At 71.2% G+C, this 18492-nt stretch carries 17 protein-coding genes and 1 pseudogene; 9 read left to right on the forward strand and 9 right to left on the reverse strand.

Going from position 1 to position 18492, the window contains the following annotated elements:
• Positions 1-87: 87 nt before the first annotated feature.
• Both ACGFNV_RS13930 and ACGFNV_RS13935 read left to right on the forward strand, forming a co-directional pair.
• Positions 88-351 carry a DUF2530 domain-containing protein gene (locus ACGFNV_RS13930; RefSeq protein ID WP_393622178.1) on the forward strand — a complete coding sequence of 88 codons (264 nt, stop codon included), beginning with the start codon at positions 88-90 and terminating at the stop codon, positions 349-351.
• A 162-nt stretch (positions 352-513) separates the two neighbouring features.
• Positions 514-2910 (forward strand): HAD-IC family P-type ATPase, encoded by a 2397-nt coding sequence (locus ACGFNV_RS13935; protein ID WP_393622180.1) that lies wholly within the window; start codon positions 514-516, stop codon positions 2908-2910.
• 19 nt (positions 2911-2929) lie between these two features.
• Here ACGFNV_RS13935 and ACGFNV_RS13940 read toward each other — a convergent pair whose 3' ends face one another.
• The 5 genes from ACGFNV_RS13940 to ACGFNV_RS13960 all read right to left on the reverse strand — a co-directional run bounded on the left by ACGFNV_RS13940 (position 2930) and on the right by ACGFNV_RS13960 (position 9367).
• Positions 2930-3781, reverse strand: a complete 852-nt coding sequence (locus tag ACGFNV_RS13940; RefSeq protein WP_393622182.1) for a hypothetical protein — start codon at positions 3779-3781, stop codon at positions 2930-2932.
• A gap of 202 nt (positions 3782-3983) precedes the next feature.
• Positions 3984-4850 carry a calcium-binding protein gene (locus tag ACGFNV_RS13945; RefSeq protein WP_393622183.1) on the reverse strand — a complete coding sequence of 289 codons (867 nt, stop codon included), beginning with the start codon at positions 4848-4850 and terminating at the stop codon, positions 3984-3986.
• Between the two features lie 207 nt (positions 4851-5057).
• Positions 5058-8186 (reverse strand): sacsin N-terminal ATP-binding-like domain-containing protein, encoded by a 3129-nt coding sequence (locus tag ACGFNV_RS13950; protein WP_393622185.1) that lies wholly within the window; start codon positions 8184-8186, stop codon positions 5058-5060.
• 99 nt (positions 8187-8285) lie between these two features.
• Positions 8286-8495: a DUF397 domain-containing protein gene (locus ACGFNV_RS13955; protein WP_393622186.1), complete on the reverse strand. Its 210-nt coding sequence runs from the start codon at positions 8493-8495 to the stop codon at positions 8286-8288.
• Positions 8492-9367 (reverse strand): helix-turn-helix domain-containing protein, encoded by an 876-nt coding sequence (locus ACGFNV_RS13960; protein ID WP_393622187.1) that lies wholly within the window; start codon positions 9365-9367, stop codon positions 8492-8494. The genes ACGFNV_RS13955 and ACGFNV_RS13960 overlap by 4 nt, the downstream gene beginning before the upstream one ends.
• A 367-nt stretch (positions 9368-9734) precedes the next feature.
• On the opposite strand from ACGFNV_RS13960, the gene ACGFNV_RS13965 reads away from it, so the two are divergent.
• Both ACGFNV_RS13965 and ACGFNV_RS13970 read left to right on the forward strand, forming a co-directional pair.
• Entirely contained in the window at positions 9735-10595 is an 861-nt protein-coding gene (locus ACGFNV_RS13965; RefSeq protein ID WP_393622189.1) for a helix-turn-helix domain-containing protein, read from the forward strand.
• Positions 10596-10607: 12 nt separating this feature from the next.
• Positions 10608-11260 (forward strand): annotated as a pseudogene (locus ACGFNV_RS13970) (hypothetical protein); the annotation flags it as partial.
• 68 nt (positions 11261-11328) lie between these two features.
• On the opposite strand, the gene ACGFNV_RS13975 reads toward ACGFNV_RS13970, so the two are convergent.
• The gene (locus tag ACGFNV_RS13975) at positions 11329-11493 is read right to left on the reverse strand and encodes a hypothetical protein (RefSeq protein WP_393622191.1); all 165 of its coding nucleotides are present in this window, start codon (positions 11491-11493) and stop codon (positions 11329-11331) included.
• Between the two features lie 441 nt (positions 11494-11934).
• Positions 11935-12861 (reverse strand): DUF3027 domain-containing protein, encoded by a 927-nt coding sequence (locus ACGFNV_RS13980; protein ID WP_393622192.1) that lies wholly within the window; start codon positions 12859-12861, stop codon positions 11935-11937.
• A 411-nt stretch (positions 12862-13272) separates the two neighbouring features.
• On the opposite strand from ACGFNV_RS13980, the gene ACGFNV_RS13985 reads away from it, so the two are divergent.
• The 4 genes from ACGFNV_RS13985 to ACGFNV_RS14000 all read left to right on the forward strand — a co-directional run bounded on the left by ACGFNV_RS13985 (position 13273) and on the right by ACGFNV_RS14000 (position 17041).
• Positions 13273-14706, forward strand: a complete 1434-nt coding sequence (locus tag ACGFNV_RS13985) for an MFS transporter (RefSeq protein ID WP_393622194.1) — start codon at positions 13273-13275, stop codon at positions 14704-14706.
• A 280-nt stretch (positions 14707-14986) separates the two neighbouring features.
• On the forward strand, positions 14987-15481 hold the full coding sequence (locus ACGFNV_RS13990; RefSeq protein WP_393622196.1) for a DUF2771 domain-containing protein: 495 nt from the start codon (positions 14987-14989) through the stop codon (positions 15479-15481).
• A gap of 20 nt (positions 15482-15501) precedes the next feature.
• Positions 15502-16203, forward strand: coding sequence for a futalosine hydrolase (locus ACGFNV_RS13995; protein WP_393622197.1), 702 nt, complete (start codon positions 15502-15504; stop codon positions 16201-16203).
• Entirely contained in the window at positions 16193-17041 is an 849-nt protein-coding gene (locus ACGFNV_RS14000; RefSeq protein ID WP_393622199.1) for a 1,4-dihydroxy-6-naphthoate synthase, read from the forward strand. The genes ACGFNV_RS13995 and ACGFNV_RS14000 overlap by 11 nt, the downstream gene beginning before the upstream one ends.
• A gap of 24 nt (positions 17042-17065) precedes the next feature.
• Here the strand turns inward: ACGFNV_RS14000 and ACGFNV_RS14005 are convergent, their stop codons facing one another.
• A complete protein-coding gene (locus tag ACGFNV_RS14005; RefSeq protein ID WP_133929040.1) occupies positions 17066-17449 on the reverse strand; it encodes a cold-shock protein in 384 nt (127 codons plus the stop codon).
• A 151-nt stretch (positions 17450-17600) separates the two neighbouring features.
• Between ACGFNV_RS14005 and ACGFNV_RS14010 the strand changes: the two genes are divergently transcribed.
• Positions 17601-17852: a hypothetical protein gene (locus ACGFNV_RS14010; protein ID WP_393622201.1), complete on the forward strand. Its 252-nt coding sequence runs from the start codon at positions 17601-17603 to the stop codon at positions 17850-17852.
• Here the strand turns inward: ACGFNV_RS14010 and ACGFNV_RS14015 are convergent.
• Positions 17828-18472, reverse strand: coding sequence for an HAD family hydrolase (locus ACGFNV_RS14015; protein ID WP_393622203.1), 645 nt, complete (start codon positions 18470-18472; stop codon positions 17828-17830). The genes ACGFNV_RS14010 and ACGFNV_RS14015 overlap by 25 nt on opposite strands.
• Positions 18473-18492 lie beyond the last annotated feature (20 nt).

Genomic DNA, 18492 nt, shown 5'->3' on the forward strand with positions numbered 1-18492 from the left:
GTCAGAAACAAACTGTTTCAGTATGAACATATAAGGTGGCCAGCGCCATCTCCGCGCGTAGATGTGATCGCCTCGTAAGCTGTCCCCATGGCGAAGTGGACACCACAGCACGAGGCGCCGGAGCCCCTGGAGGGCCCCGTGGTCGCCACCATCATCGGCGGCACGATCGTCTGGTTCGCCCTCTTCCTCGTCCAGCTCCCCTTCTACGGCTGGTTCGACGACCACGGTCACCTGTGGTGGCTGTGGACCTGCCTGGCCGGAGGCGGGCTCGGACTGATCGGCGTCTACTACGTCCGCAGGCGGGACGCGGCGATCAAGCGGGACGCGGCACTGAAGTCGGCCGTCGAGTAGCCCCGCCACAACCGTCCAGCAGCACCCGTACAACCGTCCAGCAGCACCCGTACAACCGTCGAGCAGCCCCGTACAACCACCGCACGACATCCGTCCTCCCCAGGTCGGATCTTTCGCCCACTCGGCGGGTGAAGGCCCAAATCCACACGTAACGTCGAATGCATGACGCATATCGACGCGGGCGCCGAACTCGACCCTGTGCACCCGGTGCCGTACCCCTCCACCCCGGCGACCGGCCTGACCGCCGCCGAGGTCGCGGAGCGCGTCGCGCGGGGTCAGGTCAACGACGTGCCGGTGCGCAGCAGCCGCTCCACCGCCGAGATCGTCCGCGCCAACGTCTTCACCCGCTTCAACGCGATCATCGGCATCCTCTGGCTGATCATGCTGTTCGTCGCGCCGATCCAGGACAGCCTCTTCGGCTTCGTGATCCTCGCCAACACGGGCATCGGCATCATCCAGGAGTGGCGGGCCAAGCAGACCCTGGACTCGCTCGCGGTGATCGGGGAGGCACGCCCGACCGTACGGCGGGACGGCACCGCCGCCCAGATCTCGACCGGCGACATCGTCCTCGACGACCTGATGGAGATCGGCCCGGGCGACAAAGTCGTCGTCGACGGCGTCTGCGTGGAAGCGGACGGACTGGAGATCGACGAGTCGCTGCTCACCGGCGAGGCGGACCCCGTCGTCAAGCACCACGGCGACCAGGTGATGTCCGGCAGCTTCGTCGTGGCCGGCGGCGGCGCCTTCCGCGCCACGAAGGTCGGCCGTGAGGCCTACGCCGCCCAGCTCGCCGAGGAGGCGTCCCGCTTCACCCTGGTCCAGTCCGAGCTGCGCACCGGCATCTCCACGATCCTGAAGTACGTGACGTGGATGATGATCCCGGCCGCGATCGGCCTGGTCATCACCCAGCTGGTCGTGAAGGACAACGACCTCAAGGGCTCCCTCGCCCGGACGGTCGGCGGCATCGTGCCGATGGTCCCGGAGGGCCTGGTCCTGCTCACCTCCGTCGCCTTCGCGATCGGCGTCATCCGGCTCGGCCGGCAACAGTGCCTCGTACAGGAGCTGCCCGCGATCGAGGGCCTCGCCCGCGTCGACACCGTCTGCCTCGACAAGACCGGCACGCTCACCGAGGGCGGCATGGACGTCACCGAGCTGCGCCCGCTGGGCGGCAGCGACGAGTCGTACGTACGCCAGGTGCTCGGGGCACTCGGTGCGTCCGATCCCCGGCCCAACGCCTCCCTCCAGGCGGTCATCGAGGCCTACCCGGACACCGACGGCTGGCGCTGCACCGGGTCCCTGCCGTTTTCCTCGGCCCGCAAGTACAGCGGCGCCACGTTCAGCGACGGCGACGGGCAGAGCAGTACGTGGCTGCTCGGGGCGCCCGACGTCCTGCTCCCCGACGACGACCCCGCGCTCGCCGAGACGGACCGGCTCAACGAGCAGGGGCTTCGGGTGCTCCTGCTCGCCCGTACCTCCCGCGACCTCGACGATCCCACCCTCGGCAAGGACGCGCAGGCCGCCGCCCTCGTCGTACTGGAGCAGCGGCTGCGGCCGGACGCGGCCGACACCCTGCGCTACTTCACCGAGCAGGACGTCCACGCCAAGGTCATCTCCGGCGACAACGCGGTGTCGGTGGGGGCCGTGGCGGGCAAGCTGGGGCTCGACGGCAGCACGGTGGACGCGCGCCGGCTGCCGAGCGACGCGAAGGAGATGGCGCGGGCCCTCGACGAGGGGACCGTGTTCGGGCGGGTCACCCCGCAGCAGAAGCGGGACATGGTGGGCGCCCTCCAGTCGCGCGGGCACACGGTCGCGATGACCGGCGACGGCGTGAACGACGTCCTCGCCCTGAAGGACGCCGACATCGGCGTGTCGATGGGCTCGGGCTCCGAGGCCACCCGGGCCGTCGCACAGATCGTGCTGCTCAACAACAGCTTCGCCACCCTGCCGTCGGTGGTGGCGGAGGGGCGCCGGGTCATCGGGAACATCACCCGGGTGGCCACGCTGTTCCTGGTGAAGACGGTCTACTCGGTGCTGCTGGCCCTGCTGGTGGTGTGCTGGCGGGTGGAGTACCCCTTCCTGCCCCGGCACCTGACCCTGCTGTCCACCCTCACCATCGGCGTCCCCGCCTTCTTCCTGGCCCTCGCCCCCAACAAGGAACGGGCCCGGCCCCACTTCGTCCGGCGGGTGATGCGGTACTCCGTCCCGGGCGGGGTGGTGGCCGGCGTGGCGACCTTCGTGACGTACCTGCTGGCCCGCCACTACTACACCGGCAGCGGCGCGCTGGACGCGGAGACCAGCGCGGCCACGCTGACGCTGTTCCTGATCTCGATGTGGGTGCTGGCGATCATCGCCCGGCCCTACACCTGGTGGCGGATCGCGCTGGTGGCCGCGATGGGGCTGGCGTTCCTGTGTGTGCTGATGGTGCCGTGGTTGCAGCACTTCTTCGCGCTGAAGCTGGTCGGGGTGACGATGCCGTGGATCGCGGTGGGCATCGCGGCGGTGGCGGCGGCCGCCCTGGAGCTGGTGTGGAGGTGGGTCGACCGCCGCTTCCCGGTGTGAGCCGGCTTCGTCCTGCTACTTACTGCACGTCGACGTAGTCACCCGCGGCGCTGACCGCCGGGGTGGTCGTGGTGCCCGCGAAGCTGAAGCGCCAGTAGCCGTCGTACTGCGCGGTGGCGGTGGCCTTCAGGTTGCCGTACGAGTCCGTGTACACCGTCTTGATCGTGGTGTACGTGCTGGTGCCCGCCTTGCGGAACTGCAGCTTGACCGGCTGGCCGGTGTAGCCGTGGTACTTGTTGTCCTCCCAGTTGGCGCGGGAGAGCTTGCCGGTGGTGGTGATGGTCCTGCCCTTGACGACGGGCTCGGGACCGGCGTTGGCCGTCAGCTTGGAGTAGCGCTGGACCTTGGTGGTACCGAGGCCGCCCTGGGTCTTGGTGTCGCCGTTCTGGGTGACGGCGAGTCCGCCCGCGTTCCAGGTGCCGGCGTCGGAGTTGAACAGGTCGCCGTCCGCCGGGCGGATCGTGATGGTGCCCTTGCAGCTGAGGGTGGTGGTCGACGTGACGGTGCAGGTCGCCGGGTCGTCGCTGAGGATCTCGTTGTCCGGCCTCGTCACCGACGTGCCGTGGTAGATCAGCGGGCCGCTGGCGAAGTTGTCCTCGCTGACGTCCATCCCGGAGGGGTGGGTCAGGGTGTAGGTCACCGGGACGTTGATGACGGTGGCGGTGCCGACGACGATGTTCTTGCCGTTGTTGACCTTCATGTTGGAGAAGGTGACGTCGAGCGTGGCGGTGCTGGTGGCCGGGCCGTCGGCGGTGGCGGCGCTGAAGGCGGCCTTGCCGGACGGGGCGTCGGCGGCCTGCGCGGCCGGCACGACGAGGGCGGAGAGGGCCAGGGCGCCGGAGACGGCGGCCACGGTGGCTCGAATGCGCATGTGCGTTCCCCAGGGGGAGAAGTGAAGTGGAGTCTGCTGACTCACTTGATCAGATCCGCCGCCCAGGGGCCGGGTTGTAGGGGTGGATCATGATTTTGTCCGCGCATGCGCAAGCTTTGGCATTTGCATGACGAAACACCGCGCCGGTCCCGGAAGGTCCCGGAACCGGCGCGGTGTGAGCCTGCTTGCTCGGCGTCCCTGCTTACCGCACGTCGACGAAGTCGCCCGCGGTGGTGATCGCCGGGGTGGTCGAGGTACCGGCGAAGCTGTAGCGGAAGTAACCGTCGGTGGACGCCTTGACGGTGGTGCTCAGGTTGCCCGTCGAGTTCGTCTTGATGGTCTTCAGCGTGGTGTAGGTGTTGGTGCCCGCCTTGCGGAACTCGAGCTTCACCGGCTGGCTGGTGTAGCCGTGGTACTTGAGGTCATCCCAGTTGGCGCGGGCGAGCTTGCCCGTGATCGTGATGGTCCTGTCCTTGCGCACCGGCTCGGGCGAGGCGTTGACCGTCAGGGTCGAGTTGCGCTGGACCTTGGCGGTCTTGTAAGCGTCGCGGACGATGTAGTCGCCGTCGTTGCCGACGGCAGCGGCCCACACCTTCCAGGTACCGGCGAGGATGTTGCCGTAGATGTTCGTGTTCGGGTCGGCGACCAGCGTCACCTTGCAGGTCGCGGTGGTGGCGCTGGAGTGGGTGCAGCTGCCGACCTGCTCCTGTTCCAGGTTCGCGGGCTCGATCACCCCGTCGGCGTGTTCGGTGTCAGGGCCGTGCCACAGGATGGGGTAGGCGTCGTAGATGCCCTCGGGGTCGGTGGCCGTCACGGCGACGGTGAAGGACTTCTTCGCGGTGGTGCCCACGACGACGTTCTTGCCGCCGTTGACGGTCACGCTCGTGATCCTGGTGTCACCCTCGGACTCGTCCAACGGAGCTGCGGCGACGGACGACGGCGCCTTCGAGGTGGACGGGACCAACGAGGCCAGGTTCGGCTTGTGCCCGTCGGCCTGCGCGGCCGGAATGGCGAAGGCGGACAGGGCCAGGGCCCCCGAGACGGCGGCGACGGTGGCGCGAATGCGCATGTTCCCCCCACTGTGAGGGGCCCCGCCGGTCGTCGTTGGCACGACTTGTGATCACGTCGGGGCCCGGATGATCGCGGAGTCCGTTGACTCCGAATGATCAGATGCGCGGAGGAAGCGAATAGTTGTACGGGACGTGGAGATTTCGTGGACGGAACTTTACGACCGTGCGGTGCCCACCGGTGTGACCCGGCGGGCACCGGCAGACGGTCAGTCGAACCAGCGGTCCCGCGCCAACTCCCCCGTCCTGGACGGGTCCTCCAGCAGCGCCGCCACCTCGAAGCGCCGAGGCCACTGACCCGCCGCCCAGGCGAGGCCCGCGGCGACGCCCTCGAGGGTCGAGGCGTGCAGGACATCGTCGTTGGTGAGGCGCCAGTCGATCTCGACGCCGTCGACGACGAGTTCCTCGTGCTCGACGTACGAGGACGGGGTCAGCGGGCCCAGCAGCACCCGTACCGACTCGGGTACGTCGTGCTCGGTGCCCTCGGAGTCGACCTCGCCGGTGACGGACTCGCTCAGCCGCCGTACCTGGAACAGCTCGGCCAACTCGGCGGCCCGGGAGGGGCGGACCGGCAGCAGGGGCACGCCGGACGTGAACGGCAGCAGGTCGGGCGAGTCGACGACCACGGCGTCGGCCGCGTCCACGACCTCCACGCGCCCGTCGACCACGGCCCGCAACTCGTCGGGCAGGGTCACCTGCTCGGGGTCCAGCTCGGCCAGCGCGCCGTAGAGCCCGTGCAGTTGGGTGGCGGTGACGGGGCGCTCCGGGTCGGCGAGGCGTTCGAGCAGTTCGGCGGCGCCGCCCGGCTCGTCGAGCAGCGCCGCCACGGAGGTGCGTACCCCCAGGGCCCGCAGCACCTGCTCGTCGTCGAAGCCGGTGGCGTCGGCCTCGTCGTACAGCCCCCGGAGCAGGGGGTCTCCGCCGGAGGCGAGCAGACCGGCCGGCCGACGGCCGTCGAGCACCGGGTGCCCGCGCAGCCACCAGGCCGTGTACGGCCGTACGACCTCGTGCGTGCCGTCGGGCAGCAGGATGCGCACGGGCTGGGTGAGGGCGTCGCGCAGCGGCGGCTGGGCGAGCAGGGCGAGGGCCTGGGGCCAGCGGTCGTCGTCGACGAGGTCGAGGTCGCGCACGGCGATCAGCTCGGTCGCCACCGGCGGTACGGGCGTGTCCGGGAACCGGTCGAGGATGTCCTCGCACCACACGTCGACGGCGTCCAGGAGGCCCGCGTCGTCGGGTTCGGCGAAGTCGCCGTCCCGGGGCTCCAGTTCGTCCGGGTCGAGGACGACGTCGGTGGCCCGGACGAGGGCGAAGTCGGCGAGCACACCGCAGGCGGCCAGCGGTTGTTCGCCCCACTTCTCGGTCAGCTCGGCGTCCACGGCGGCGAGTTCGTCCTCGCGGATGACCTGGGCGAAGGGGCTGCCAGGCAGGACGAGTTCGCCCGCCGGGGACAGTTCGCCGTCCTCGTCGGGCAGGGCGAGGGCGCCGAGCCAGGGTTCGTCACCGGGTTCGAGGCCGGCGTCCCGCACCAGGGCGAGAACGGTGTCCGCGAGCTCCTCGGCGTCCGGGGCGTCCTGCTCCCAGTTCGCCCCGCCGTCGTCGTCGAGGGAAGCGGCGACGGCGGCGCGCACCTGCGGGGTGGTGAGGACGGCACGCGGGGTCGCGGGCAGGGCGCCGAGCTTCTCCAGGAGAGGGTGGGCGGCGTCCGGGTGCGCGACCTTGAGGCCGAGCCGGGCGAGGACGTCCGGGTCGATTCGGGCCGCGTCCGCGCTGGGCAGCAGGACCTGACGGGGCCCGATGGTGGTCCGCCCGTCGGCGAGCGGCACGGGCAGCCCCGACAGCCGGTCGGGATCGACACCGGCCAGGCTGTCGTAGAGCCGGTGCCACCACTCCGGGGCCTTCTCCAGGCCGGCCAGCCGGTCGATCGCGTCGGTGAGCGGAACCCGGGCGACCCCCAGCGTGCGCAGCTCCACCCGGCGCTCCAGCCCTGCGGGCAGCAGCGTGGGCAGCACCTCGGCGAGAACCCGCACGGTGTCGACACCGGCGCCCTCGACGACCTCGGCGTCCCGGGGCCGCAGCGACTCGGGCAGGTCGTCGCTGTCGTCCTTGCCCGGCTCGACCGCGGGCGGCAGGAAGGAGGTCCGCGGCAGCCGCTCCAGGATCGCCTGCCGCAGTGTGCCGTCCAGCTCGCCCTTCCCCAGCGGCCCGGGGACGAGGTCGATGATCCCGGCGGACACCGGCCGCCAGTCGGCGAGGAGTCCGGCGTACGCGTCCGCCGCCCGTGCCACGAGGAAGTCGGTGAGCGGGCCGGGTGCGGCATGGCGCCGGGTGGTGTCCAGCGGGAGGGACGCGATCAGCAGCGCCGGTACCCCGAGGGGTTCGTCGCTGGGGGTCGGCGCGTGCACGACGGGGCTGGTGCGGGGCCGGACCGGGCTGCCGTCGGAGTCGACGGGCACGGCCCAGGTGACCGACCAGTACGGCCGCAGCCGCTCCTCGACGGGCCGGTCGGCCAGGAGGTCGGGGGTCAGGGCCCCGTGCGCGGCGGCGGTACGCCAGTACGTGATCCCGTCCCGCGAGTCGTCCACGACGGTGAACGCGCCGTCGGTGCGGCGGCCGATGGTGCGGGGGCTGCCGTCGCCGATCTCCACCACGACCTCCTCCAGCCCGGGGAGGGCGAGGAGCAGGGCGTCGTCGACGGAGTGGAGCAGCCGCTCGGCGAGATCGGCGGCAGCGGCATCACGCAGCGGAAGGATGACGACGGTGTCGTACGACTCCGGGGCGCTGCCCTCGGCCGCGAACGGCAGCCGCAGCAGCGGTACGTGCCCGTCACGGCGGCGGATCTCGTCGCCGAGGCCGGGGCTGTGCCGGGCCGTCTCGGCGGCGAGCGCGCGGGCCTCGGCGAGCGACCAGCGGACGCCGCCGTGCCGCCCGATGACGGCGGGCTCATCGGTCACGGCGAGAACGGCGGCGAAGCCGACGCCGAAGCGGCCGACCGCGCCCTGGTCGGTGTTCCTCTTGGCCGAGGCGCGCAGGGTCGCGAGCGATTCGACGCCGGCCGCGTCGAGGGGCGCCCCGGTGTTGGCGGCTACGAGGACGCCGTCGCGCAGGGTGAGCCGGAGCCGTCCGGGTACCCCGGCCCTGGCGGCCGCGTCGGCGGCGTTCTGAGCGAGCTCGACGACGAGCCGGTCCCGGTATCCGCCGAGGACGAGATCCTCCTCGGCGTTGGCGTCCTCGCGGAAGCGGGCGGGGCTGGTGGCCCAGGCGTCCAGCACCCCTCGCCGCAGTCGTGCCGTCCCGAACGGATCGGCCCCCTCGGCCGCAGGCCGCACGAACTTGCTCACGTTCACTCTCCTCATCGGCGTGGGACGAAGGTACCGCCCACACGACACGGACGCGCCGCCCGCCCGCCGTCACCGGCCCCGAGGGAAGAGAGCCGTGCGTCAGTCCTGGGCCGCGTACGTCACGAACTCCGCCCAAGCCCTCCCGGCGAGCGCGAGCCGGGGACCCGCGACCTGCTTGGAGTCGCGGACGTGGACGGTGCCGGGGGTGGCGGCGACCTCGACGCAGGAGTCGCCTTCACTGCCGCTGCTGTAACTGCTCTTGAACCACACCAGGTCCGAGGCGCCCCCGGCCGAGGACTTGCGGATCATGTTTCCCCCAGCAGTTGCTCGATGAAGGCCGTCGACTCACGGGGAGTGAGAGCCTGCGCCCGGATGATGCCGTAGCGCAGCTCCAGGATACGGAGGTGCCTGGGCTCGGACACCGGCCGTCCGTTGGCCATCACCGGCGAACGGCCCACCGCAGAGCCGTCCTGGAACTTCAGCACCTCGATGCCACCGTCCACGCCCGCGTGCTCCTCACGGTCCATCGGCATCACCTGGAGCTCGACGTTGCGCAACTGCGCCGCCTCCAGCAGGTGCTCCAGCTGGCGCCGCAGGACCGCCTTTCCGCCGAGCGGACGTCGCAGGGTCCACTCCTCCAGGACGAAGCTGATCTCAGGTGCCGGGTCCCGTTCGAAGACGGACTTGCGGGCCACGCGCGCGGCGATGAACGTCTCCACCTCGTCCCCGGTGTACGCGGGGCGCCTCATGAGGAGCAGGGCGTGGGCGTACTCCGGCGTCTGAAGCAGTCCGTGGATGTTCAGCGGGTCGTAGAGCTGGAGCTCGACCGCCTTGGCCTCCGACTGCGCGAGGTCCCGCACCTTCTTCGGATACCGGACCTTCTTGACGTCCTCCTTCATCGCGGCGAGCAGCCCACCCGCCCCCAGGACGTCGTCGGCCCTGTCCAGATACTCGGGGCGAGGGATCCGCTTCCCACCCTCGATCTTGTAGACGAGGTCCTCGCCGTACCCGACCGCCTCTCCGAACTCGGCGGCCCGCATCCCCTTCGCCTCTCGTCGCAGCTTCAGTTGCCGCCCGACGGTCGCGACGACCGCCACGCCCCAGTCGTCCTCCGGGTCCACCTCCCAGCCCGGCTCGTCCGTCTCGCTCCGGAGCCGCCCCACGTCCGCCTGGACCGACATCCCGCCACCCTTTCGTCACTCTTCGTATCGAAACTGTCACAGCTCACGGTAGGCGTCAGCCGCCACCCTGGGTGACGAGACCGGGAAATCACCACCGGAACTCAGGAACGCGGGCTTCGGTGCCGTCGGCTGTCTCCCCAAAGGAACACGGGAGAGAAAGAACCCGACCAAGCCCCACCCCTCCCGCCCGCCGCGCAAACTCACTCGCGCGAGTGAACATCGCCAACTCGGCTGGATTCGGACCTGGTTCGCTGCCCTACGCTCAGCGCGACACGAGCAGCAGCACAACCCCAGACATGCGACGGCCCTCGCCGGGACGGCAATCCCAGTGCGAGGGCCTGACCACCGAGGAAGTAGGAGCTTCCCGATGGATACGCAGAACCCTAGCGCGCCCGCGTGCGCGGATTCCGGTACTCCGGCCAAGCACCATCCGGACCGGCGGCACCCGCACTTCGGCGTCGTGCACGACAACACCCGCCACACCACCCGCTTCACGGTGATCGGCAACCACCTCGCCCAGCACCCGGAGCTGTCACTCCTCGCGATCGGGCTCGCCGTCCACATCCAGTCCCTGCCCGCCGGGGCCCGCGTCGACATCAAGACGCTCGCCGCCCGCTTCCCCGAGGGGCCGACCCGTATCAGCGCCGCGCTGCGGGAACTGGAAGCCCACGGCTACCTCCGCCGAAGCCGCGAGCGCGTCCCCGGCGGCCGCATCGTCACCCGCACGGTCTCCTGCAACCAGCCGGGCCGCCAGGGCGAGCCGACCGACAGCCTCAGGGCACCCGCCCGACGCCCGGCTCCGGACACCCGCGCCCCTCGCAAAAAGCTCCCACCGGTCCCGCAGCCCGCCGTCTCCTCCCCCGCCCTCCTCCACACTGCCGCAGACCTCCTCGCGGGCCTCCGCCGCCACGATGCCCGGCTCCTCCTCTCCGCCACCGACGCGGACCACCTGGCCCCGGGTGTCGCCGCCTGGCTGGAACGGGACCTCACCCCCACGGCCGTACGCGACGCCCTCACCGCGGACCTCCCGCCGGACCCCCTACGCCGCCCAGCCGCCCTCCTGGCCCACCGCCTCACCGCCCAACTACCGCCCCCGCCCCCGTTCCGCGCCCCGGCCCCACCACCGACCGTCCGCCACCCCCTCCGCAACTGCGACGGCTGCGACCGCGCCTTCCGCGGCCCCGAGCCGGGCAGCTGCGCCGACTGCCGACGAGCCACGCACACCTGAATCGAGGCCGCCATGGTCAGCTCGTCCCACGAAGCGATGCACCGCATCTTCCAGTGGGACCCCGGGCTCTTCAGCCGCGTCTCAGACGTCCTCGGGCTCACCATTCCCGCGCCCGTCACGGTCACCGTCCTACCTACCGATCTCACCGAGACGAGTCCCGTCGAACGCCGCGTGGACACTCTCCTGCGCCTTCAGACCGCTGAACACGGGGCCTTCCTGCTCGCCGTCGAGGCACAGGGCAAGAAGGACCCGGACAAACGGCGAACTGGGCCTACTACACCTCGTACCTGTGGACGAAGTACCGGCTGCCCACCGCGCTCGTCGTCGTGTGCCAGGACCGGTCCACCACCGAGTGGGCCCAGCGGCCGGTGGCCGGCGGGCCTCCCCAGCTGCCCACTCTCACCCTGCGCCCCGTCGTCCTGGGGCCGCGCAACATGCCGGTCATCACCGACCCGGCCGAGGCCCACGCCGACCTCGCGCTCGCCACTCTCTCGGCCATCACCCACGCGGCAGACCCGGACATCGCTGCCACACTGAAGGCACTCTCCGCCGCCCTGCGGGACGCACCCCAGGATCTGTCGATCACCCTTGCCGAACTCACCGCGCAGGGCTTGGGCAAGCGCCCGGCCGCGCAACAGTGGAGGAACCTGATGGCCGCCGACCTCGACACTCTCGGCCGCTGGTTCGACCGCGCCATCACGACCACGACCGCGGAAGAGCTCTTCATCGACGACTAGTACTTCTTGCCCTTCTTCATCCTGCGCGTACGCCAGACTCCGATCAATCCGGAGATGAGCGTGATGACGACGAGCATGATCGCGCCAGTGGGCCAGAACGGCGTCGGGTTGTCTGCAGCCAAATACAGGTGCTTCACAGCCTGACCTCTTCCGTCGGTCATGGGCCAGGCTTCGTCAGCCGCGGCCGCTACTGGCCGGTTACCCGCGTTGTGCCGTGGCGCCACACCACTATCGTTCTGGTGCGCCACAAAGCCACGTACAGCTCAGAGGCGAGATAAGCAGGGAGACCCTCCAGCAGGACAAGAGAGCATTTCGTAACAACGCCTAAGGCCCTGTCGTTTCCCCCACGTTGTCGTCACTCGCCGAACTCACCGCGCAAGGCTTGGGCAAGCGCCCGGCCGCGCAACAGTGGAGGAACCTGATGGCCGCCGACCTCTCCTGGAGCGGCGAGGCGTCGAGGTGCCCGGCGAGGCACGGGAGCGGATCACCGGCTGCGACGACCTCGACGTACTCAGCCGCTGGTTCGACCGCGCCATCACGGCCACGACCGCCGACGAGGTCTTCACGGACGCGTAGTCGACGCCCAGGACTCGCAGGACGCCTTACGAGTGCCCCAGCTCCGCCGCGTCCTCGTCGTCGACCGCCGGCACCGACCCGGAGTCCGGGGACGGACGCAGCGGGAACGGGTCGACCCGGGTCTCGTCGATCACCGGCGGAGCCGGACGGGGCGGCTTCGGCATGACCGCTGCCTCGGAGTGGCCGCCGCAGCCGTACGCGAGGGACACCATCCGCCCGTCGGCCGGGGAGAACTCGTTGGCGCAGACGCCGAAGGCCTGGCCGAGGGAGCCCCCGACGGCCACCAGGAACGCACAGCTCGCGCAGGACGCCGGCGCCGCCTGGGCCATCGGCGTCTTCGCCCCGAAGGCCTCCTCCCAGCGGTCCGCCGCGGTGTGCAGGCCGTACCGGGAGAGCACCCGCGCCCGCCGCAGGCCGAGTTCCTCGGCGACCGCCGCGATCGACCCGCGGGACGGCGTCGTCGTGAGGTCCGTCGTCGGTCCCGCCGTCACCTCCGCGTCCTCCGCCTCCACCAGGTCGGCCATCTCGTGGGAGACGGGCGAGTTCGGCGAGGGCTCGTCCTCCCCGGTGTAGCCGGGTTCGAGCCGCAGATCCTCCGCGTCGGTGGGCAGCAGGTCACCGGGCCCCATGTCCCCGGGGCGGAGCCGCTCGCTCCACGGCACCCACTCCGGCGCGAGCACGGCGTCGGGGCCGGGGAGCAGGACGACCTCGTCGAGGGTGACGATCTTGGCGCGGGAGGCACGGGCGACCGTGGCGGCCCAGCGCCAGCCGCGATACCCGAGTTCCTTGCACTCGAAGAAGTGCGTGACAACGCGATCGCCCTCGGACACCAGCCCCACGTGCTCGCCGACGACGCCGGGCGCCGCGGCCTCCTCGGCGGCGGCGCGGGCGAGGTCGACCGCCTCGGCGCACAGGCGGTCGGGGGTGCGGCTTCGCGTTGTCGCTGCGCTCACAGGTATCGCTTCTCTCCTACGCCGTCTCTCGGTGCGCCGGCCTGAAGGCGGCGGGTGCGGACGGAGCGGACCTGGGGACCGCGTCGACGTCCGCGCCCGATCGCGCTCGGGCGCGCCTGCTGTCATCCATTCTGCGGGATGCCCGGGAGGCGCGCGGCCGAGAACAATCGCCACGGCGCGCTACGCACGCTACCTGTTCGCCGCCGCTCGGCCTACACCGACGGGCTTCTTCGTCCCTCCTCGAAGATCCCCGTGCCGCTTCCCGCCACATTTGTGCGTAGCTTTCACGCCGGAACGGCGCCCGAACCGCGCCCGAACCGCGACGAAGCCGCGACCGCGCTCCGGCGAAACCCCACCCCCATCCGAGCGCACACCGCACTATGCGCGCCCATCTCGGGGCACTATGACGGAGTGGCAGCCGCGAGGACACCCCAGGGCGCCACCGGGATCGGTGGGGACAAGGGGTACAAGGGGAGCAGCCGGGGAAACGGTTCGGGCCGGGTCGGCGGCGCCGTCCGGGCGCTCGGGCGTGCCCTGCACTTCCCGGTCACCGGCACGGCGCGCGGTATCCGCAAGGCGACGCACGCGCACGGAGCGGGCGAGTCCGGCCTCGGCAAGCTGATCGAACTGCACGGTGTGAACGGCGCCGGCGATGTGATGATCACGGTCGCGCTCGCGTCGACCGTGTTCTTCTCCGTGCCCACCGACGAGGCCCGCGGCCGGGTCGCGCTGTACCTCGCGATCACCATGGCCCCGTTCACGATCCTCGCCCCGGTGATCGGCCCCCTCCTGGACCGTCTGCCGCACGGCCGGCGCGCCGCGATGGCGGGCGCCATGTTCGCCCGTGCCCTGCTCGCGCTGGTCCTGTCGGGCGCGGTCGTCACGGGCGGTATCGAGCTGTACCCGGCCGCGCTCGGCGTGCTCGTCGCGTCGAAGGCGTACGGGGTGGTGAGAAGCGCGGTCGTGCCGCGGCTGCTGCCACCCGCCTTCTCGCTCGTGAGGGCCAATTCCCGGGTCACACTGGGCGGGCTCCTCGCCACTGGGGTGGCCGCCCCCATCGGCGCCGGGCTCCAGGCGATCGGGCCGCGCTGGCCGCTCTACGGCGCCTTCGCGATCTTCCTGGTGGGTACGTTCCTGTCGTTCTCCCTGCCGCCGAAGGTCGACTCGGCCAAGGGTGAGGACACCGCGCTGCTCGCGGCGGACGAACGGCACCTGCACGGGCCGCACCGGCAGCCCGTCAAGCGGCCGGGGCTGCGGACGGTCGGCATCGCCGTCACCCACGCCCTGGGCGCCAACGCGGGGCTGCGCTGTCTGTCCGGCTTCCTGATCTTCTTCCTGGCGTTCCTGCTGCGCGAGCATCCGCTGACCGGTCAGAGCGCGGCCGTGTCGCTGGGGATGGTGGCGGTCGCGGCGGGGGTGGGCAACGCGCTCGGCACGGCGGTCGGGGCGTGGCTGCGGACCCGTAAGCCGGAGATCATCATCGTGACGGTCGTCGCCGTGGTGCTGGGCGCGGCGGTCATAGCGGCGGTGTTCTTCGGCGCGTTCCTGGTGGCGTGCCTGGCGGCGTTCGCCGGGTTCGCGCAGGCGCTGGCCAAGCTGTCCCTGGACGCGCTGATCCAGCGGGACGTGCCCGAGCTGGTGCGTACCTCGGCGTTCGCGCGTTCCGAGACGCTGCTGCAGGTGGCGTGGGTGCTGGGCGGCGCGATAGGCATAGCGATGCCGCTGAACGGCGCGCTGGGCCTGGCGGTGGGCGCCGGCATCGTGGCGATCGCCTGGGCGACGACCGTACGGGGGCTGCTGCGCTCGGCCCGGCTCGGCGGGACGGCACGGACCCGCGTGGGCTAGGGCCTGTTGCGAAAGTGGCGCCTGCCGCGCGACGCCCGGCACGCGCTCTCGCCGCACCGCCCGGAAGCCCGAGTACGCCCAGTACGAGGGCTTCCAGGCGGCACGCCGAGAGCACGCACCGGACGCCGCGCGGCCGCCCTTCGGGCGACGACGCCACTTTCGCAACAGGCCCTAGTGCCGCGCACTAGCCAGGGCGCAACATGCCCCAAGGGGTCGTGACACACGGCGATGCCGCACCCCACGTAGGGAGGGGGGTGGACGTGCCCGATAGCCTTCGGCCATGACCTCGATGCAATCCGTGTCTGTGCGACGCCGCCGCGCCGTCGCCGCCGCCGGCGCCGTTTCCGCCGGACTGCTCGTCCTGTCGGCCTGCGACAAGCCGACCCCGATGTCCACGATCACCGTCGGCCGCTCCTCGGTCAGCGAGGAGGCCACCTGCGGTGGCGAGGGTGACGCCCTGAAGGCCGCGGATCTGGCGGCGTGCCTCAAGGACACCGGCGACGTCAAGTCCATCTCGGTCGACCCGGACGAGACGGTGCGCATCGGTGTCGACCCCGATGTGGCCGACAAGCGCTGGACGATCCTGATGAACGGTCAGCAGCTGACCGAGGACAGCGACAAGACCTACCGCACGATCCCGGGCAGCGTGTTCTTCAACGCCCAGTACGGCGCGCAGGGCAACTCCACGCTGGTCTCCATCCGCGCGGGCGACGGCAAGAAGGAGAGCCAGACCGTCACCGGTCTGTGGACCTTCAAGCTCAAGAAGGACGACTGATCGCTGCCGCTGGGCTTCGGGTGCTGGTCGCCACCGCGGTTCCCGTGGAGCGGGACGCGGTGGCAGGGGCCTTCGCGGGCCCCGGTCGTGAGGTGCGGCCGCCCGGCGTGACCCTGCACCACGTCGGCGAGGGGTACGACCTGCTCGCCGCCGGTGTCGGCCCCGCGCTCGCCGCCGCCTCCACGGCCACCGCCCTCACCGCGGCCGCCCTCGACGGCGCCCCCTACGGGCTGGTCGTGTCGGCCGGGATCGGCGGCGGCTTCCTCCCCGACGCTCCGGTCGGCTCCCTCGTCGTCGCGGACGCGATCACGGCCGCCGACCTCGGCGCGGAGACCGCCGACGGCTTCCTGCCGGTCACGGACCTGGGCTTCGGCACCGTCACCCACCGGCCACCGGATTCACTCGTACGGGAGACCGCGGCCGCCGCGGGAGCGCGTACCGGCACCGTGCTGACCGTCTCCACGGTCACCGGGACCGCCGAACGGGCCGCGGCGTTGCGCACCCGTCACCCCACCGCCCTCGTCGAGGCCATGGAGGGCTTCGGGGTCGCCGAGGCCGCCGCCGCGCACGGTGTGCCCGTGCTGGAGATCCGCGCGGTGTCCAATCCCGTCGGCCCGCGCGACCGCGCCGCCTGGCGCATCGGCGACGCGCTGGCGGCCCTGACCGGGGCCTTCGGGAAGCTCACGCCCGTACTGGAAGGTTGGAACCGGCATGACCAGTGAGCCCGTGAAGATCGCGTACTCGCCCTGTCCCAACGACACCTTCGTCTTCGACGCCCTCGCCCACGACCGCATCCCCGGCGCGCCCGCCCTGGACGTGACCTTCGCGGACATCGACGTCACCAACGGCATGGCCGAGCGCGGCGAGTTCGACGTGCTGAAGGTGTCGTACGCCGTGCTGCCCTACGTCCTCGGCGACTACGCGCTGCTGCCCTGCGGGGGCGCGCTGGGGCGGGGCTGCGGGCCGCTGGTGCTGGCGCGGGAGGAGGGCGTGGACCTCACCGGTCGTACGGTCGCGGTGCCGAGCGAGCGGTCGACGGCGTATCTGCTGTTCCGGCTGTGGGCGGCGGACACCGTCCCGGACGGCGTCGGCGAGATCGTGGTGATGCCCTTCCACGAGATCATGCCGGCGGTTCGGGACGGAAAGGTCGACGCGGGCCTCGTCATCCACGAGGCGCGGTTCACGTACCAGAACTTCGGGCTGCACAAGCTCGCCGACATGGGCGAGCACTGGGAGGGCACGACCGGGCTGCCGATCCCGCTCGGCGCGATCATCGCCAGGCGGTCGCTGGGGGCCGACGCCCTGAGGCTGCTCGCGGACTCGATCCGTACGTCCGTACGCGCGGCCTGGGACGACCCCGAGGTGTCCCGCCCGTACGTCATGGAGCACGCCCAGGAAATGGATCCGGCCGTCGCCGACCAGCACATCGGGCTGTACGTCAACGAGTTCACCGCCGACCTCGGCGAGGACGGCTACGCGGCGGTCAGGGGACTGCTGACACGCGCGGCGGCCGAGGGACTGTTGCCGCCCCTCGGCCCGAACGCACTCGACTTTCCCTAACCGGCGACGATGCCTCTACAGGAGCTAGACGTCCAACTGGTCGGCGACCGCGCGCAGCAGGCCCGCGATTTTCTTGCCGGAGGTCTTCTCGGGGTAGCGGCCCTTCTCGAGCATCGGCGTGATGTTCTCGAGGAGGGTCGTCAAGTCTTGAACGATGGAAGCGAGTTCGTCCGGCTTCTTGCGCTGGGCGGCAGCGACCGAGGGCGTCGGGTCGAGGAGGGTGACCGAAAGGGCCTGGTCGCCGCGCTGACCTGCGACGACTCCGAACTCCACGCGCTGTCCGGGCTTGAGCGCCTCGACTCCGGCGGGGAGGACCGAGGAATGGACGAAGACGTCACCGCCGTCGTCGCGGGAGAGAAAGCCGAAGCCCTTCTCACTGTTGAACCACTTGACCTTGCCGGTGGGCACGTCTGTCCTCGTCCTCGTACTCGTCGGAAAACTGCTTATTAACGCACTGGGGCGGGTCGTCGGGACCCGCCGGTACCAAGGCTAATGGTCTCCGGGCGGGTGACAAGACGTCGCCCGGTTGTTCCTTCGCGCAGGGAACTACCCTGGTCGAGTGCGTGACAAAACCCAAACGAATTCCGCCGCTCCCGGTGACCGATTGATCCGAGCCGGTGCGATCGTGTTCTTCATCGGTACGGTGGCCACTCTCGTCACGGTGGCCCCGCTCCTCCTCGGTACGTCGCCTTTTCCGACGTACATGTTCGGCCTGAGCATGCTGATGGGTGTCGGCTTCCTGCTGGCCGGTGCCGGCGTGCTCCGGTCGATCGCCGCGGGACGGCGTCAGGCGCGCGGCGCGTCGAGGTAGCCGGCGAGCCACTCCGGGAACGCGGTCAGGTCGGCGAGGACCACGTCGGCACCGAGCGCCCGCAGTTCCTCGACGCCGTACGGGCCGGTCGCCACGGTGACGGAGAGGGCACCGGCCGCCCGGGCGCCCCGTACGTCGCCCTCGTGGTCGCCGACGTACACGCCCGCGCCGTGCTCGCGCAGCGCCTGCGCCTTCTGCTCGGCCCACAGGTCGCCGACCAGCACGTCCGGTTCGATGCCCAGGTGCTCCAGGTGCAGCTTGGCGTTGGGCTCGTACTTGGCGGTCACGACGATGGCCCGTCCACCGGCCGCCCGCACGGCCTCGATCGCCTCCCTCGCGCCGGGCAGCGCGGGTGTGGCGGCGATGGCGACGCTCGGGTACATCGCGCGGTACAGGTCCGCGGTGGCCGCCACCTCCTCCGCCGGGAACCAGTTGACCAACTCCTGCGCCAGCGGCGGCCCGAGCCGGGTGACGGCGAGATCCGCGTCGATGTACGTCCCCGTCCGCTCCGCCAGCGCGGTGTAGCAGGCGTGGATGCCGGGCCGGGAGTCGATGAGGGTCATGTCGAGGTCGAAGCCGACGGTCGGGGCGGGTGAGCTCGTGGAGGCCATATGGGCCATTCTGCCCAGCCGCTCTGTCG

The organism is Streptomyces sp. NPDC048751, assembly GCF_043198595.1.
Taxonomy (GTDB): Bacteria; Actinomycetota; Actinomycetes; order Streptomycetales; family Streptomycetaceae; genus Streptomyces.

Coding starts and splice junctions, on each gene's coding strand:
- ACGFNV_RS13940 (WP_393622182.1), bottom strand. CDS start 3,781: ATGCGCATTCGAGCCACCGTGGCCGCCGTCTCCGGCGCCCTGGCCCTC.
- ACGFNV_RS14000 (WP_393622199.1), top strand. CDS start 16,193: ATGACCAGTGAGCCCGTGAAGATCGCGTACTCGCCCTGTCCCAACGAC.
- ACGFNV_RS13965 (WP_393622189.1), top strand. CDS start 9,735: ATGGATACGCAGAACCCTAGCGCGCCCGCGTGCGCGGATTCCGGTACT.
- ACGFNV_RS13990 (WP_393622196.1), top strand. CDS start 14,987: ATGACCTCGATGCAATCCGTGTCTGTGCGACGCCGCCGCGCCGTCGCC.
- ACGFNV_RS13960 (WP_393622187.1), bottom strand. CDS start 9,367: ATGTCGGTCCAGGCGGACGTGGGGCGGCTCCGGAGCGAGACGGACGAG.
- ACGFNV_RS13975 (WP_393622191.1), bottom strand. CDS start 11,493: ATGACCGACGGAAGAGGTCAGGCTGTGAAGCACCTGTATTTGGCTGCA.
- ACGFNV_RS13945 (WP_393622183.1), bottom strand. CDS start 4,850: ATGCGCATTCGCGCCACCGTCGCCGCCGTCTCGGGGGCCCTGGCCCTG.
- ACGFNV_RS13930 (WP_393622178.1), top strand. CDS start 88: ATGGCGAAGTGGACACCACAGCACGAGGCGCCGGAGCCCCTGGAGGGC.
- ACGFNV_RS13935 (WP_393622180.1), top strand. CDS start 514: ATGACGCATATCGACGCGGGCGCCGAACTCGACCCTGTGCACCCGGTG.
- ACGFNV_RS13955 (WP_393622186.1), bottom strand. CDS start 8,495: ATGATCCGCAAGTCCTCGGCCGGGGGCGCCTCGGACCTGGTGTGGTTC.
- ACGFNV_RS14015 (WP_393622203.1), bottom strand. CDS start 18,472: ATGGCCCATATGGCCTCCACGAGCTCACCCGCCCCGACCGTCGGCTTC.